This window comes from Granulibacter bethesdensis CGDNIH1, assembly GCF_000014285.2.
Lineage (GTDB): Bacteria > Pseudomonadota > Alphaproteobacteria > Acetobacterales > Acetobacteraceae > Granulibacter > Granulibacter bethesdensis.
This window is the reverse complement of sequence record NC_008343.2, coordinates 1,550,909-1,567,520: the sequence shown is the minus strand read 5'-3', so window position 1 is coordinate 1,567,520 and position 16,612 is coordinate 1,550,909. Positions and strand designations below refer to the sequence as shown.

General features: G+C 50.0%; 6 protein-coding genes. 3 read left to right on the top strand and 3 right to left on the bottom strand.

Features of this window, described 5'->3' with window-relative positions; translation table 11 throughout:
* Nucleotides 1–35 precede the first annotated feature (35 nt).
* Both GBCGDNIH1_RS19555 and GBCGDNIH1_RS19550 read left to right on the top strand, forming a co-directional pair.
* Nucleotides 36–11,711, top strand: a complete 11,676-nt coding sequence (locus GBCGDNIH1_RS19555) for a Hint domain-containing protein (RefSeq protein ID WP_011632110.1) — start codon at nt 36–38, stop codon at nt 11,709–11,711.
* Nucleotides 11,712–12,062: 351 nt separating this feature from the next.
* Nucleotides 12,063–12,536 carry an SRPBCC family protein gene (locus GBCGDNIH1_RS19550; RefSeq protein ID WP_011632109.1) on the top strand — a complete coding sequence of 158 codons (474 nt, stop codon included), beginning with the start codon at nt 12,063–12,065 and terminating at the stop codon, nt 12,534–12,536.
* A gap of 57 nt (nt 12,537–12,593) precedes the next feature.
* Here the strand turns inward: GBCGDNIH1_RS19550 and GBCGDNIH1_RS19545 are convergent, their stop codons facing one another.
* Both GBCGDNIH1_RS19545 and GBCGDNIH1_RS19540 read right to left on the bottom strand, forming a co-directional pair.
* Complete coding sequence (locus GBCGDNIH1_RS19545; protein ID WP_011632108.1) at nt 12,594–13,538, bottom strand: sterol desaturase family protein; 945 nt, start codon at nt 13,536–13,538, stop codon at nt 12,594–12,596.
* A gap of 24 nt (nt 13,539–13,562) precedes the next feature.
* Nucleotides 13,563–14,555, bottom strand: coding sequence for a YncE family protein (locus GBCGDNIH1_RS19540; protein ID WP_025318883.1), 993 nt, complete (start codon nt 14,553–14,555; stop codon nt 13,563–13,565).
* A 267-nt stretch (nt 14,556–14,822) separates the two neighbouring features.
* Here GBCGDNIH1_RS19540 and GBCGDNIH1_RS19535 point away from each other — a divergent pair, with 267 nt between their 5' ends.
* The gene (locus tag GBCGDNIH1_RS19535) at nt 14,823–15,311 is read left to right on the top strand and encodes a hypothetical protein (protein WP_025318884.1); all 489 of its coding nucleotides are present in this window, start codon (nt 14,823–14,825) and stop codon (nt 15,309–15,311) included.
* 27 nt (nt 15,312–15,338) lie between these two features.
* Here GBCGDNIH1_RS19535 and GBCGDNIH1_RS19530 read toward each other — a convergent pair whose 3' ends face one another.
* Nucleotides 15,339–16,556, bottom strand: coding sequence for an SAM-dependent methyltransferase (locus GBCGDNIH1_RS19530; protein WP_095206553.1), 1,218 nt, complete (start codon nt 16,554–16,556; stop codon nt 15,339–15,341).
* Nucleotides 16,557–16,612: the final 56 nt, after the last annotated feature.

Here is a 16,612-nt window from a genome sequence, read left to right as displayed (position 1 = left end):
TGAATCTTATTGGGTTAGTTTAGGGTGGATTTATAATGAGCAATCTTACTTCAACCACTTCGGGTGTTATTCTAACTAACGCCTATACGAACCCGATTTATATCAACCCTGGTGTCGCCGTTTCAAATACCAACGGGGTGGGGGTAGCAAGTGCTCTAACAACACTCTGGACCATTAACAACAGCGGTGCTGTCTCGGGCACCACGACGGGCATCAGTCTGGCGGGTGGCGGCCTTATCAACAATGTGACTGCGGCATCCATTAGTGGTGGCAGCGGTAACGCTGCCTATTGGGGCATCCAGATGGGCGCCCAGGGAACCGTCAACAATAGTGGTAGCATATCGGGGGCAGGTGGCATCTTTGCCGGTGATAGCTCCAGCATTACCAACAATTCTAATGGTACTATCACTGGTCTCGACGCTAATTTTGGCGTAACCGTATCCACCAATGGTACTGTTGTTAATGCTGGTGGCATTACCGCAGCAACAGATGCTGTGAATTTAGGTGGAAATAATAATTACCTCAGTAACGCTGGTTCATTAGTTTCACGTAATGCTGGTAACAGTGGTGCCTATCTTAATGGCAGCGGAAACTATGCAACCAACAGCGTGGGAGCCTTTATCCAGGGTGGTAACTTTGGTCTGGGTATGTACTCAGGCACAATTTTCAATTCTGGTTCGATTAATGCGACCAATTCACCAGGTGGCCGCGGTGTAACCATTTTTAGTACCGATACCATCAATTCTTTGAACAACACGGGCCGTATTACCAGCGCTGATACTGCTGTTTATATGGGTGCTGGCAATATTAATAACACTGGTTCTATTGGGGGGACCTCCATCGGTGTTATTTTTACTGTTAGTGGGGCCGGGGCTGTATTTGGTAACGGCACCATTACTAATAGTGGGACTGTGACGGGGGGAGTGTTTGGTATCAGCTCTGCCGGCAGTCTGTTTGTTTCTAATCAGGTTGGTGGATATATATCTGGCGCTACTCGTGCTATTATTGGCTCTGGGGGTGCTAGTATCAGTAACAGTGGTACTATTATAGGTGGGAATGGTATCAGTATCGGCGGTGATATTGTTATTGTTACAAATAATTCGTCGGGATTGATCCAGGCAACAGATGCTACCCGTTTTGCTATTAATGCTTCCGGCACCGCAAATAATACTATTATTAATAGTGGTACTGTCACTGCAACAAATGATGCTATTCATAGTTATAATATCGGTAGTCTGTATAATTCTGGTAAAATTATTTCTTCGAGCACTTCCAATGCAGGTGCTTATTTAAACGGCAATGCTGCCAATTATGCCACGAATAGCTCAGGAGCTACGATATCGGGCGGCTGGGCTGGTCTCGGCATGGATACTGGCACTATTATAAATGCCGGAACGCTTATCGGTAATAATTCCACCTATGGCAAAGGCGCCGTCATCCTCAATGCTGATGCATTAAATCGGCTGACTAATTCCGGGCTTATTACCAGCGCCAGCACCGGTGTTGTGATGGCAGCAGGGTCTCTTACGAATACGGGGGCTTCTGCGACCATTGTCGGTGATTCAATCGGCATTCAGTTCACCAGCACGACTCTGGTGCAGAGCATTCTGAACAGCGGTACCATCAAGGGTGGTGCTTTCGGTATCAGTGCAGCCGGCAATGCCAATATCACCAACCAGGTGGGTGGATACATCTCTGGTGGCACCACCGGTATCGTCTCTGCTTTGGCTGGCACGGTTGCCAATTACGGTACTATCATAGGTTCTTCTGGCCCGGCTATTGCCCTGCAGGGTAACGGTATCAACCTGCTTCAGCTGGGTGTCAGCTCCCAGATCACGGGAAGCGTTACGGCCAATAATGCCGGGACTAACACACTCGAATTCCTTTCCGGAGCCTCCGTCGGCACGATCAGTGGTATCGGCACGCAATATCTCGGCTTCCAGAACGCTACTGTCGATGCAGGAGCTACGTGGACAATCAATGGTGGCGGTAGTTTTAACTCATTTACTACCAGTGGTACTGTCACCAACGCAGGTTTATTGTCTGCTACGAATGGTGTCGTCATTGCAGGAACCGGTGTTTTTATCAACGCTACCGGAGCTTCTGTCGCCACGACAGGTAACCAGTATGCTATTTGGTCAACTGGGACAGGTGCTACCTTTATTAACAGTGGTACTGTTATTTCGACTAACGCTGTTTCTTTGTCCGGCAATGCTGTTATCACCAATAATGCAGCCGGAAAGATCCAGGCAACGGGTAATAATTTTGGTGTCACCTCTAGTGGCGCTGGAAACGTTGTTACCAATATTGGCGGTATTACTGCTCAAAACGATGCAGTTAATCTTGGTGGCTCTAATAATAGCCTATATAATAGTGGTTCTATTCTATCATCTAACATTAATAACAGCGGTGTTTATCTGAATGGCACCGGAGCTTATGCCACTAACAGCGTGGCTGGTTCTATTCAGGGTGGTGCTTTTGGTCTTGGTGCGTATTCCGGTACCATTAATAATGCTGGAACAATTAACGCTACCAATACTCAGTTTGGTATGGGCGTTAATATTTATACTGTAGATATTTTTAATGAAGTAAATAATTCTGGAACTATTACAAGTAAATCTACGGCAATCAGCATGGGTGGCGGTGTTGTTAACAATACCGCTGCAAATGCTTATATCAACGGCACTTATGCTGGTATCATATTTGCCGGTGTGACTAATGGTAGTACTACTCTTGTCGGAAATGGTAGTGTAAATAATACCGGAACGATTTTGGGTGGTAACATAGGTATTACCTCTGTTGGTAGTATTTCTGTTAATAATAGTGGGATTATCTCTGGTGCAAATCAGGGTATTATAGCCGCGGGAACAATTTTTGTTACCAACCAAGCCGGTGGAACTATTTCAGGCGCTAATAATGCTGTCAGTGGTTCTACGGGTACAATTTCTAACGCTGGCACGATCCAAGGTAATGGTGTCACACTATTGAGTGGTAACGGTGGCTTTGTTACCAACAGTGCCTCGGGTTTGATCCAGTCCGGCAATAATTGGGCTGTGCAGATTAATAACGGCAATAACACAGTCAATAATGCAGGTAAAATAACTGGCTCTGGTGATGGAGTCCATTTGGGTGGCAACAATGCCACAACGCTTACTAATAGTAATACACTTATTAATACAGGTACAATTCAAGGTGGAGGCGTTGGAAGTAATGGTGCTGCCCTTGATGGTTATGGCAACACTGCTACAAACAGTGGCTTAATCTCAGGTGGTAACGCCATTACCATGGGTGCGGGCGGAATTAATAATTCTGGCACCATCACCGCTACAAATCCTAATGGTGGCTTGGGTGTATCAATTCAAGATGTCAATGTAACTAACAGTCTTGTTAATACGGGAGCGATTTCAAGTGTTGGGACAGGTGTTCTGCTAGGTGCAGGCAGTGTCCAGAACAATGGTACATCTGCAGCGATCAGCGGTGCAGCGTATGGGATTCTGTTCACTGGCTCATCGCTAGTAACAGGTAGCGTTACTACGATTGTAACTGGAACAGTTACCAATAGTGGTACCATTCTCAGTGGTAATAACGCTATCAGCGCAGCCGGGGCTGTCGCTGTTAGCAATCTGAGTACTGGTCTTATCTCATCTGCTGGAAGTTTTGGCATCCAGTCTGCGCTTTCCGCGACCGTTAATAACAGTGGCACTATTCAGGCTAATAATTACGCAATCAGCGCTGCAGGAAGTTTGATCGTTACCAATCAGGTTGGGGGCACTATATCTGGCTCTTCACGTGCTATTTTTGGTAGTGCGGGGGCTAATATTTATAATGCCGGCCTTATTAATGGCGGTGGCATCAGTCTAAGCAGTGGTGGTGGTACTTTTACCAACATTGCCAGTGCTACTGTGCGGGCAACCCTTGTGAGTGCTGATTTTGCTGTCAAATTTGATGGCGCTGGTAACTATGTCAGGAACGATGGCACTATCCTGGGTCTTAGTGATGCCGTGAATTTGGGTTCTACCCTTGTTGCTTCGGCTGTTGGCAACAATACCCTTATCAATACCGGGCTGCTGCAAACACAAGGAACGTATACCAGCGGTGCCTTCCTTCATGGTACCGGCAATTACATTTCGAATGCGGCTAGCGGTACTGTAATCGGCGGCGGCTGGGGCCTGGGTATGGATTCCGGCACAATTGATAATGCCGGCTTAGTGACTGTAGCACTGACTTCTACAGGTAAAGGTCTTGCTGTTTTTGGTACAAATGGAGCAGTCAATAATACCGGGACTGTTACAAGCCAAAGTACAGCTGTTGTGATGGGTGGTGGTACTTTAAACAATACCGCATCCGCAGCCGTTATCAGTGGTAATTCTTACGGCGTTCAGTTTATCTCCGCTTCTGCGTCAGGTGTGGTCGTTAACAGCGGCACCATCCAGGGTGGAGTTTTCGGTATTAGTGTGGCTGGGAACGCTATCGTTACAAACCAGGCAAGCGGATATATTTCGGGTGGTAGCACTGGCATCGTCTCCTCGCTTCCCGGAACAGTTGTAAACAGTGGCACTATCATTGGTTCTTCTGGTACTGCTATTGTGATGCAGGGCACTGGGGCCAACTTGGTTCAGTTGGGTGTAAGCTCCCAGATTACTGGCAATGTTACTGCCAATACTGCTGGTACAAACACACTCGAATTGCTTTCCGGTGCTTCTACCGGGGTAATCAGTGGTATTGGAACACAATATATCGGCTTCCAGTCTGTCACTATTGATAGCGGTGCAAATTGGGCGATTAATGGGACCAATACGATTGCTCAATCTGCCTCTCTTATAAATAGTGGCAGTATCAGCGTTGCAAGTAATTTGACAATTGCTGGCAGCATGAGCAATGCATCTACAGCAAAGTTGGCTGGTAATGTTGCCTTGGTTTCAAATGGGACCATTACAAATGCTGGTACTATTAATGGACAGATTAATGGAGGTGGAACAAATGCGGTTCTGCTCAACACTGGAACTGTGCTCCAGACTGGTACAATTGCCGTTAGCCTCGGTTCAGGTGGCACTGTCACAAATAGCGGTTTGATTTCTAATGCCGGTGGCACAGCCGTTTATTTAGGCGGGACCGGTACCAACATATTGAACCTCAATAACAGTGTAGGCATTGTCGGCTCTGTTATCGCTGCTGGTGGTCTTAATCGCCTTAATATGTTTGGTGGCCAGGCCGGTAACCTACCTACCATCTCTGGAATTGGGTCAACAATTGTCGGGTTTAACCAGATTACTGCTGCGAGCAATGCAAACTGGAATCTGACAGGGTCTAATTCAATAGACAGTACTGTAACATTTGCTGCAAATGCGGCAACATTGACTAATACTGGTACATTTACCGGTAAAATTAATTTAGGATTTTCAAGTACGTTGTCTAATGTTGGGACGCTAAATCCAGACAGTACTGGCACAGTAATATCGATGGGTGTCAGTTCCAATCGCTTGATTTTGGTTCCAACTGCTGTCTTGAGTGGTACTGTCAATGCTCAAGGTACACTCAATTATCTGGAACTCGCTTCTGGCTCGACGACTGGCACGATCAGTGGAATAGGTACCCAATACGTTGGTATTAACACTCAGATTGACCAGAATGCTAATTGGGTTATGAGTGGTACCAATTCTTTTGTTCCCGGGTTGACTTTGAATGTTATGGGAACACTTATTAACCGTAGTACGCTTGTAAGTACTGGCAGCATCATTAATAGCGGTTTTATAGTAAATTCTTCTGCTATTTATGGTGGTATTTCTTTTGTTGGTAGTGGCGCCATTACTAATGCTCTTTCAAGTGCCATTATTAATTCGAATGGTGCTGCGATTAGTGGTCAGGCAAGTTCCGTTACTAATGAAGGTACTCTGTTTGGTCACCGCTCTGGAACTGTTGCTGGATATGGTATCTCATTCCAGGCTGGTGGGACGATTATCAATTCTGGTCCTGTGAGTGGTGATGATAGCGCGATCATGATCAATGGTGCTGCCGGTACAATCACAAACATTGGCGCTATTACCGGTGTCACTAGCTATGGTATCGGGCTGCTGAATGGTGGTTACGTCTCCAACGCCAGCGGTGTGGTTATTTCTGGTGGTCTGATCGGCATTTATGCAACTGGGGCTGCGGCAACTATTGTTAATGATGCCAATGCCTCCATTGCAGGTACTTCTGGATCTGGTGTTGCCATCAATCTGCAGGCTGGGGGGACTATTACCAATGCTGGTAGTATAGGAGGTGCAGGGGGCACAGCTGTTATTTTTGGTGGCAGTGGGCAGAACCTGCTCCAATTGCTTGCAGGTGCTCAGTTCACCGGGCTGGTAATGGGTGGAACTACAGCTCAGAATACTTTATCTCTTCTATCATCTTCTAATGCCGGCGTGATCAGTGGCATTGGAACAAGCTATACTAATTTCCAGAACGTTACAGTTGGATCGGGGGCAAGCTGGTCCCTTTCAGGCAGCAATAGTATAGCTGCAGGCTATACTGTTACAAACAGTGGTCTGCTTACAAACGCAGGTGTGTTTAATAACAGTGGAACCATCAGTAATACTACCGTTGGTACTTTGTCGGGTGGGGTAACACTTTCCAACAACGGCCTTTTGATTAACTCTGGTTCAGTGATTGGTACTATTGTTGGATCTGGCAGCAATAATACAATTACTAATTATGGGACGGTCACTCCCGCTGGCGCTACAGCTATCGCGATGGGCGGTGCAGGCATCAATCTTCTGCAATTGGGAGTAAGATCCCAGATTAATGGTGTAGCCACAGCTAATAGCTCTGGAACCAATACTCTTGAACTGTTTTCAGGAGCATCTGCAGGAACGATTAATGGATCTAACTTCGTTGGATTCCAGACGGGTTCTATTGATGCTGGTGCAGTCTGGACGATTTCCGGTAACGGCAATTTCACTTCACTTGTAAACAATGGCGCGCTTACAAATCAAGGAAGCCTGTCAGCCGCTCAGGGAATTATATTAAATACCAGTACGGCGTCTCTAACAAATGCAAATACTGCTACAATAAGTAATGCTGCTAGTAATCTATACGCTATTACTGCTAGTGGTAGCGGAGGTGTTATTAATAATAGTGGCACCATTCAGGCCTTGGGAATTGGGGCAGTAGGTGCTATTACCCTGCTTTCTTCTGGCACTATTACCAATAATGCTAGTGCTCAGATAATTTCAAATGGTACTGGTTTTGTTGTTAATATTGGCGGCACAAATAACTATGTTCAGAATGCAGGCTTGATCAAGGGTGGATCTGATGCGGTTAATCTTGGTGGCAACAGCACACTAATCAATGCAGGTACATTGCAGACGACTGGAACTGCTACCAGTGGTGCTTTTCTGCATGATAGTGGAAATAGTATTTCAAATACTGGGCTTGTTCTGGGCGGAGGATTTGGCCTGGGCATGGACGGCGGCACTATTAATAATGCCGGAACGATTATAGCCAGTAATTCTACCTTTGGCAGAGGCGCAACCTTCTTTTTGGCCAATGCTAGTAATCAGCTGATTAATACAGGTGCCATCAGCAGTGCTAGCACAGCTGTTATAATGGGCGCAGGAACCATTCAGAATACAGGGACTTCAGCCCGTATCAGTGGTGCGGCCTATGGTGTCCTATTTATCTCATCTGCTGCTGCTGGTAATGTTCAAAACACTGGGACTATTCAAGGTGGGACATACGGTATCAGCGCGGCTGGTTCCCTCAATGTTACTAACCAGCTAAGTGGTTACATCTCTGGTAATATCGGTATCATTGTCCAACAGCCGGCAACTATTAACACGAACGGGACTATTATAGGTTCATCTGGCACGGCTATTGCCATGAATGGTAATGGTTCCAATCTGTTGCAGGTGGGTGTTGCTGCTCAAATATCAGGTGTTGCTACAGCTAATATCGCAGGGAACAATACTCTCGAATTGCTGGCAGGGTCGTCGGCTGGTACAATCAGTGGTTCTCAAATTGCAGGTTTTCAGACAGGTATCGTGGATACCACTGCAACATGGACCATGTCTGGGAATAACACTAATTTCACTTCCTTCACCAATAATGGAAACCTGACCAATACAGGGACACTGGCCGCTACAAATGGTATTATTATTGTAGGTAGTGGTGTTATTCAAAATGCTATAACTTCCTCTATTACTAATACAGGAACTCAGTATGCTGCCATCCAATCAAATGGCACTGGTGCCACTGTTATTAATAGCGGAAATATTACCTCATATAAGGCTATTTCTCTCTCTGGTAATGGCCATATTACCAACGCTGCCGGAGGTTTGATCCAGTCGACTGTTACCACTGGAGGTACTTTTGGTATTACTGCCGCTGGAACGGGAAATGTTCTTGTCAATAACGGCACTATCATAGCCTTTACTGATGGTGCTAATCTCGGCTCCGGTGGTGGAAATACACTACAAAACACTGGTAGAATCTCTTCAAACGGTGGTTCATTCAGTGGCGTGTATATGAATGGCACCGGAAACTTTGCAACTAACAGCGCTACAGGTTTGGTTCAGGGTGGCAATTACGGTATTGGAATGTATTCTGGTACTGTCTCCAATGCTGGTTCCATTAATGCCAGCAATGCCCAGTATGGTATGGGCGTAAATATTTTCTCTGCTGATAATTCTAATCTTCTGAATAATACAGGAACTATTACTGGTGGTAATAGTGCCGTTTGGATGGGTGGTGGTAGTATTACGAATGCCGCTAGTGCTGTTCTTAGTGGCGCCACTGTTGGTATTGTTTTTGTTACCGCCGCTGGAACCGGTCTGGTTAACAACAGCGGTTCCATTAAGGGTGGTAATATCGGTATTAGCGCTGCTGGAAGTCTGATTGTTACTAATCAGGCTGGTGGAACAATCTCTGGTTCTCTTCAGGCTATTATTGGCTCTGGCGGCGCTAGTATCAATAACAGTGGCACTATTACAGGCAGTAATGCGATCAGTATCAGTGGTGGTTTCGTTACCATTACAAATAATTCGTCGGGATTTATCCAAACAACAGATCCTGCTTCTCATGCTATTGATGCTTCCGGCACCACAAATAATTATATTGTTAATAATGGTACTATCAGTGGATTCAATGATGGTATTCATACTTATGGCACTGGTAGTTTATATAATACTGGCTCAATTATTTCTTCAAGCAATTCAAATGCAGGGGCTTATCTAACCGGAAATACTACCAATAATTATGCCACGAATAGCTCTACAGGTTCGATCTCGGGCGGTTGGGCTGGTCTGGGCATGGATGCAGGCACGATTATAAATGCCGGAACACTTGTCGGTACCAATGTTGCCTATGGCAAAGGCGTCGTCTTCCAGAATGTTAATGCATCCAATCTGCTGACTAATTCCGGGTCTATTACCAGCGCCAGCACGGGCGTTGTGATGGGAGCAGGGTCTATCCAGAATATGGGGGCTTCTGCGATCATTGTCGGTAATTCAATCGGCGTTCAGTTCACCGGTACGACCCTTACGCAGAGCATTCTGAACAGCGGTACCATCAAGGGTGGTGCTTTCGGTATCACTGCGGCCGGCAATGCCAATATCACCAACCAGGTGGGTGGATACATCTCTGGTGGCACCACCGGTATCGTCTCTGCTTTGGCTGGCACGGTTGCCAATTACGGTACTATCATAGGTTCTTCTGGCCCGGCTATTGCCCTGCAGGGTAGCGGTATCAACCTGGTTCAGCTGGGTGTCAGCTCCCAGATCACGGGAAGCGTCACGGCCAATAGTGCCGGAACGAATACACTCGAATTGCTTTCCGGAGCCTCCGCAGGCACGATCAGCGGTATCGGCACGCAATATCTCGGCTTCCAGAACGCTACTGTCGATGCAGGAGCTACGTGGTCGTTCGCAGGTAGTAATTCAATTGCCTCATCGACTGTGCTTACTAACAGTGGGACTATTAATAACACAGGAACATTAGCCGGTGTTATTACGATGACTTCCGGTGCTGCTCTGACAAACGCTGTGGGAGCTAATATTGGTAATGGAACATTCTCACCTGCTATTGTTTCTACGGGTACTTCCGTAAATGTTGTCAATAATGGTACAATATTGGGAGGGCAGCCGCAGAGTACGCTTATCTCATTGGGTGCCTCTTCTACCCTCAGCAATGGTGGCCTGCTTCAGGGCAGTGGAGCAAATGCCATTATTATTGCTGCTGGCCTAAATGCTTCCATAACAAACAGTGGAACGATTATAGCCAACAACACAAGTAATACAGCAGTCCAAATGGTCTCCGGCACCTTCAATAATGCTGGATTGTTGAGGTCTGATTTTGCTTTTTCAAATGGTATTTCCGCAAGTGGTATTGCAACTGTTTCGAACAGTGGCACCATAAGCGCTGCAGGTGCGTTTGGTCAGGCTATCGTACTGACCGCTGGTGGAACGGTTATTAATACCGGTTCGGTTGCTGCTCAGATTGTAGCCGGTGTGACCCGTACGGCGATTAACTTTGGTGCTGGCAACAGCCGTCTGGCGATAACGAGCGGTAGTTCCATTCGTGGAAATGTTGTCGCTGCCGGCACTGGCAACGTGCTTGAATTGGATGGTGCTGGCACCACTCTGAGCGGGTTTGGGACCCAATATACCGGGTTCCAGACGATCAACGTGAAGGGTGATGGATGGGTGTTGGCGGATACGCTGACCAACACGAATATCCTGATGCAGACGAATGGCACAGTGACGGTCTCGCAGACCCTGGATTCCTCCAACACGATTACGTTGGGTGGCACGAGTTCTGCGGGTGTCGGGTCTGGTAACATTATCATCAGCACGCCAGGCACAGCATTGGCCGCGACTGTTTCCGATTTTGGTAACGGTGAATCCATTACGCTGATGGGATTGGCTTCTCAGGCTTCCGACGTGGTGGATGTGGTGAGTAATGGGGGAAATGTCTTCCTGATCCTGTCTCATGTGGCCAGTGACGGGACCAAGACCCAGTATTACTCGATCAAGCTTGATCCGAATGCACATGATCAGAACTACAAGATGCGTCAGGCTCAGGGCGGGAATGGGGTAACGGTCTATGATGACGGCACGCCCTGCTATGTGCATGGCACGCTGATCCTGACGGATCGTGGTGAGGTTCCGGTTGAAGATCTGCAGATCGGGGATCACGTGATCACAGCGGGTGAGGCAGTTCGTCCGATCCGCTGGCTGGGCCGTCGGAGCTATAATGGTCGCTTTATCCAGGGTCGTCGTGATGTGCTGCCGGTTCGTATCCGTCAGGGTGCTTTGGACGGTGTGTTGCCGAAGCGTGACCTGCTGGTCTCCCCACTCCATGCGATGTTCATTGACGGTGTTCTGGTTCCGGCCGGTCGTCTGGTGAACGGTGTCTCCATCGTTCAGGAACAGCATGTGGAGACAGTGAGCTACGTGCATATCGAGCTTGATACGCATGATGTGGTGTTTGCCGAGGGTGCTGCGTCTGAAAGCTATGTGGAGGACAACAACCGGAGCATGTTCCACAATGCACATACTTATACTGGAAAAGGTGCAGCGAAGGTGAAAGCTCGTGGAAGGAAGCGGAACGGTGTGGCTGTTGCACGCTACTGCGCACCGCGTGTAGAAGATGGGAGACAGCTAGAAGCCATTCGCATGCGCCTGATAGAGCATGAAGTTTATCAGGAAATGAAGGCGTTTGCTCTGAGTGCCTGATGCTTTTGGCATAAGGCTAATGATTAGGGCTGATCATTAGATCAGCCCACTGAACTCTGATAAACCCGTCAATTTTGGCGGGTTTTTTTTATTGAGTGCATAATTATTTTAATTTTCTTCTTAATATAAGAAGCGCCAGTGTTCAGTGATCTGAAAGTTTTATTTTTTTAGTCGCCTAGTCAGGCTCATTAGGATGGCGGGGCTTCAAGACTTTCCGGCAGGCTTTATCAATGGCACGATTTTTACACTTTGAAACCGTAATGATACGGTCCATGCTGCCAGCAAGTCAGCCCGGAAGGGTTGCGCCATGGCCATTCCGGTCGAGGTCAAAAAATGTCTGGAGGACGTTGAATGTTAAAGCGTGTCGTGGTGCCTGCTGTGCTGGCCTCCCTGATTGCCACCCCGGCTTTGGCCGTGGATGTTACCAAGTCGATCCATATTGCCGCGTCACCCGCAAAAGTATGGAGCACGATCGGCAAATTCTGTGGCATCGCCACATGGCATCCGGCCGTGACCAAATGCGAGCTGGTCGATGTGGCTGGTGCTGAGCAGCGTACCTTGTCGCTGAAAGGTGGTGGAACCATCGTGGAGCAGCAGGTTGACCGCAATGATGCGAAAAAATCCTACACCTACACGATTCAGGAAAGCCCTTTGCCGGTGGCTAATTACAAATCCACCATCAGCGTAACTCCTGCCAAGGGCGGCTCGGAAGTGACATGGGTCGGGCATTTCGATGCCAAGGGTGCATCGGATGCGGAAGCAGCCAAGGTGATCGCTGGTATTTATGAAGGCGGTCTGGCGGGCATTGCCAAAAAGGCGAAATAACGGGGGCAGGGCGGTCCTGTCAGGGGGCCGCCCGCTTTTCCTGATGAGCCAAAATGCTCAGGAAGGTTGTGGCTTTTTCTTTCGCAGGGAGCGGATGAAGCGACGTAATCCGGCCATCTGCTGCTGGACATAGGTGCCGGTATGCAATGCCTCCTCACCGGATGGATCGCCGGTACGCACATAGACCCGGCTGAAATCCGCGGTGCCGAACAGCATGTCCCAGTAAGGAAAAACCGCACCATAATTGCAGCTTCTTTGTCCCGCGGCGAGAATCCCGTGATGGGCACGATGAAAGCGCGGTGAGATCAGCAGTCTGTCCCCGATGCGGCCGAAGCTGATTCGTGCATTGGCATGCGCCAGACTCTCGATCAGGCGAAGCAGCAGCACCAGCAGTGGAAACTGAAGGGGCGGTACGCCGATCATCAGTGCGATGGCTCCAAACCAGAGTGCGGAGATGAAATCATCCAGCAGGTGATTACGGTCATCGGACCAGAACGTCATCTGTCGCTGGGCATGATGCAAAGAATGAAGCGCCCACCACCAGCGGAACTTATGACTGAGCCGATGTCGCCAGTAATCGGCGCAATCCAGAATCAGTGCATAGATCGCAAACGTCACATAGGGATGGCCGGTCAGGGATGGGATGAACCGCTCCAGTGTGGGGGGCACGTAACCATGATCGGTCAGCCAGCCATTGAGCAGCACCTGTACCTGATAAAACCCGACAAAGCTGACCAGTGGCAGCACACCGACACGCGAGATGACGGTATAGAGCACATCGGTCAACACAGCGTGGTTATTTTCCCATTGTTCGACCGGGCGCCATTTCTCCAGTGGGACGCAGATCGCATACATCAGGATGACCTGCGCCACCCCATACATGGCGATCAACGCCCATCCGTAGGATACATCCTCCCATTCGATCAGATTCAACTGCCAGAGCAGGGGGATCAGCAGATGTTCCTGAAGCCAGCCTGCTGCGCTGTCAAAGGGATCGAACATCGAGAAACCTGTGGTGATCGGCTTTTATGGTGCGCGGGTGGAGGCGGCTCTAACGGGAGCAGCCAGATGCGTGTTCAGCCAGATTCCATGCGGCGAGCGACCGGTCGGGATCGTGGTGAAGCTGCCGTCTTTCGGATTGATGATGGCCACTGTATGTGCCCAGCGGCGCGTCGCCCAGATGGATCCATCTGGGGCGAAATCCAGATCATCCGGGCCGCCGGGGATGGCGAATTCCTTCTTTACTGTCAGGGTTGCGGGGTCGAGCAGGCTGATGGTGCCGCCCACGCGGTTGCAGACATACAGAACCTTGCCATCAGGGGAGAGAAACAGGTTATGGGCTCCCTTACCGGTGCGGATCTTGCGTTCCAGCTTTCCGGTGACCGGGTCCATGACGGCGATAGTGTCTTCGCCCATATCACCGACCAGCAGCTTTCCGTTCAGATAAAGCACCCCGGCGGGGGTGCGGCCGGATTTCTGCTCCCACAGGATTTTACCCGTCTCAGGGCTGAAGGCTACGACCTTGCTGGTTTTCTGAAGAGAGACGAAGGCGACCTTGCTGTCCGGCGTGAAATTGATGTGGCTCGGCATGGAGGGCGCCTGAATACGGTGCAGCAGCTTGAAGCTGTGCCCGTCATAGATGTCGATCTGGTCACGGGCGAGCGCTGCTGACACCAGCCAACGCCCATCCGGGCTGAACTGGATCTGGTATGGATCGCTGAAAACGATACGCTTCTGCTCTGCCCCGGTCAGAGGATCGAGGAAGAACATCGTATTACCGGCCGTATCCCCGACCAGCAGGGATTTTTCATCCGGTGTGAGCGCCATATGATGCGGCTCCCGCAGGACGGGGATCCGCTTCACTTCCTGACGGCTGGTGATGTCGATCAGGCTGATGGTCGCGTCGTTGCTGTTGATGACAAAAGCCAGTCCCTCGGCCTGGGCGGTTGAGGGATGACTCACCGCACCCGGCAGGGTCAGCCCGATGAGAAGAAAGAAGCGAGCCAACCGTAAGATCATAAACCCGTCCAGAATGCTTGGATCACTGACAAGCGCTAGTAGATACAACGGCTTGCAGAAGAAAGTGTATCAAGTTTTTGAAGTTCTGCCCCGCATGCCCACCATAGCCGCAAGCCCCCGCGGACGATATGGTTTTGTGGCCTCATGAGCGTTGATGCAGGACAATCACCCCATGCAACAGGAAAATGCATGTCCGATCAGTAAGTCGCTTCTGATCGGCTGACCGGGTAGCATGTCTTCATGCAGGCAAAGAGGAAAGATGCTGTCATGCCGGTCTTGCAGCAGTGGCGCAGAAAGGCGGTTCCGATCACGCCGATATTGGCCTTGATGCTGTCAGGGTTGCTGGTGGGCTGCACCTATGATTCATTCGGATATAATGGTGTTTATGTGCCCATGCCGGCCGTGGCGCAAACCACGGGCCCGGAGGCAGGCAAAGGCGTTGTGACCGGGGCGGGGGGTAGTCCCTCTGCTCAGCCTCAACCGGCCTCTATCCCCGTATATGATGGCACGGCTTACCCGCCCGCTTATCCACCCGCCTATCCTCCGGCCTATGGTGGATATGCGGCTCCTTATCTGGCATCGACCATTGCCGCAGCCACCGTATTCGGAGCCACCTTTGGCGGCGGTTGGGGGGTGGCATATCCCTATTATCGCGGCTGGGGGTGGGGCGGGGTGCCATGGGGATGGGGCTATCCCGGTTTTGGCTGGCAGCAATGGGGCTGGGGTGGGCCGTATTATCGTAGTTTCGGCTGGTAAGCGTCCTGTCGCCTGCAGGCGCGGCCTTCACCCTTCTGCTTGCCGTTCCGCCTCGAACATATAATCGCGTGTCAGCGGAAGGGCGGTCAGGGATTTCGAGACCTGCAATTGCCAGACAATATGCCCCATATTTCTGAAAGCAAGTTCGCATCCGGCCAGATAAAACTCGAACATCCGTGAGAAACGCTCGTCATACAGCGAGGTAATAGTCGGCCTCGCCTCCTGAAAACGCTGACGCCAGTGCGAGAGGGTCAGTGCGTAATGAAGCCTCAGGATTTCAATATCGGTCGTCCATAGCCCGGATTTTTCCACCGCAGGCAGAACTTCCGACAGGGCCGGAGAATATCCGCCGGGAAAAATGTATTTTGCGATCCATGGATTGGTGGCGCCCGGACCCTCGGCGCGACCGATTGCGTGAATCAGGGCGATACCATCCGGTCTGAGCCTGTCCCGTACAGTCTCAAAAAATGTCTGGTAGTGGCCAATGCCGACATGTTCGAACATACCGACTGAAACGATGCGGTCGGCCGGCTGTCGCCATGCGCGGTAATCCATGAGTTCGAAGCGGACACGATCACTCAGCCCTGCTTCTGCCGCGCGCTGACGCGAAAGGTTCAACTGTTCGGTAGAAAGGGTGAGTCCGGTCACGCGCGCACCATGGTTACGGGCCAGATGCAGGGCCATACCGCCCCAGCCAGACCCGATTTCCAGAACATCCAGATCAGGGCGATCCAGCTTCAACTTGGCGGCAATATGCCGTTTTTTGAGGCGCTGCGCCTCTTCCAGCGTTTCCTGCCCGGTGGGGAAATAGGCGCAGGAATATTGCCTGTCATGATCCAGAAAATGTGCGTAAAGCCGCCCGTCCAGATCGTAATGATGGGCGACATTGCGTCGCGAACGTCCAGCGGGGTTAAACTGATCCAACCGCTTTCGTGCCTGGCGTAGCATGTTAAACAGCCTTATGATCCAGGGCTGTCCGGTATTCAGACAGTCACGCGTCAGCACATCCAGCAGATCATAAATCGTGCATCCCGGCGTCTCCAGTTCACCTTCCATGTAAAGCTCGCCCATAGCCAGCATGGGATTGAGGGTCAGACGCCTTTCCGCCTGAGGAGAACGGAGCACCATAGAGGCCGAGGGAGAAGAACCGGCCCCGTATTGACGGATTTCTCCGTCAGAAAAGCGGACTTCCAGATGTCCGCTCCGGACGATCCGGGTCAGGATACGATCCAGCAGCCAGTGAATACGTGGCACATGCATCAATGGATACTCCCTGCTCAGGCCCATCAGCTTTGATACGT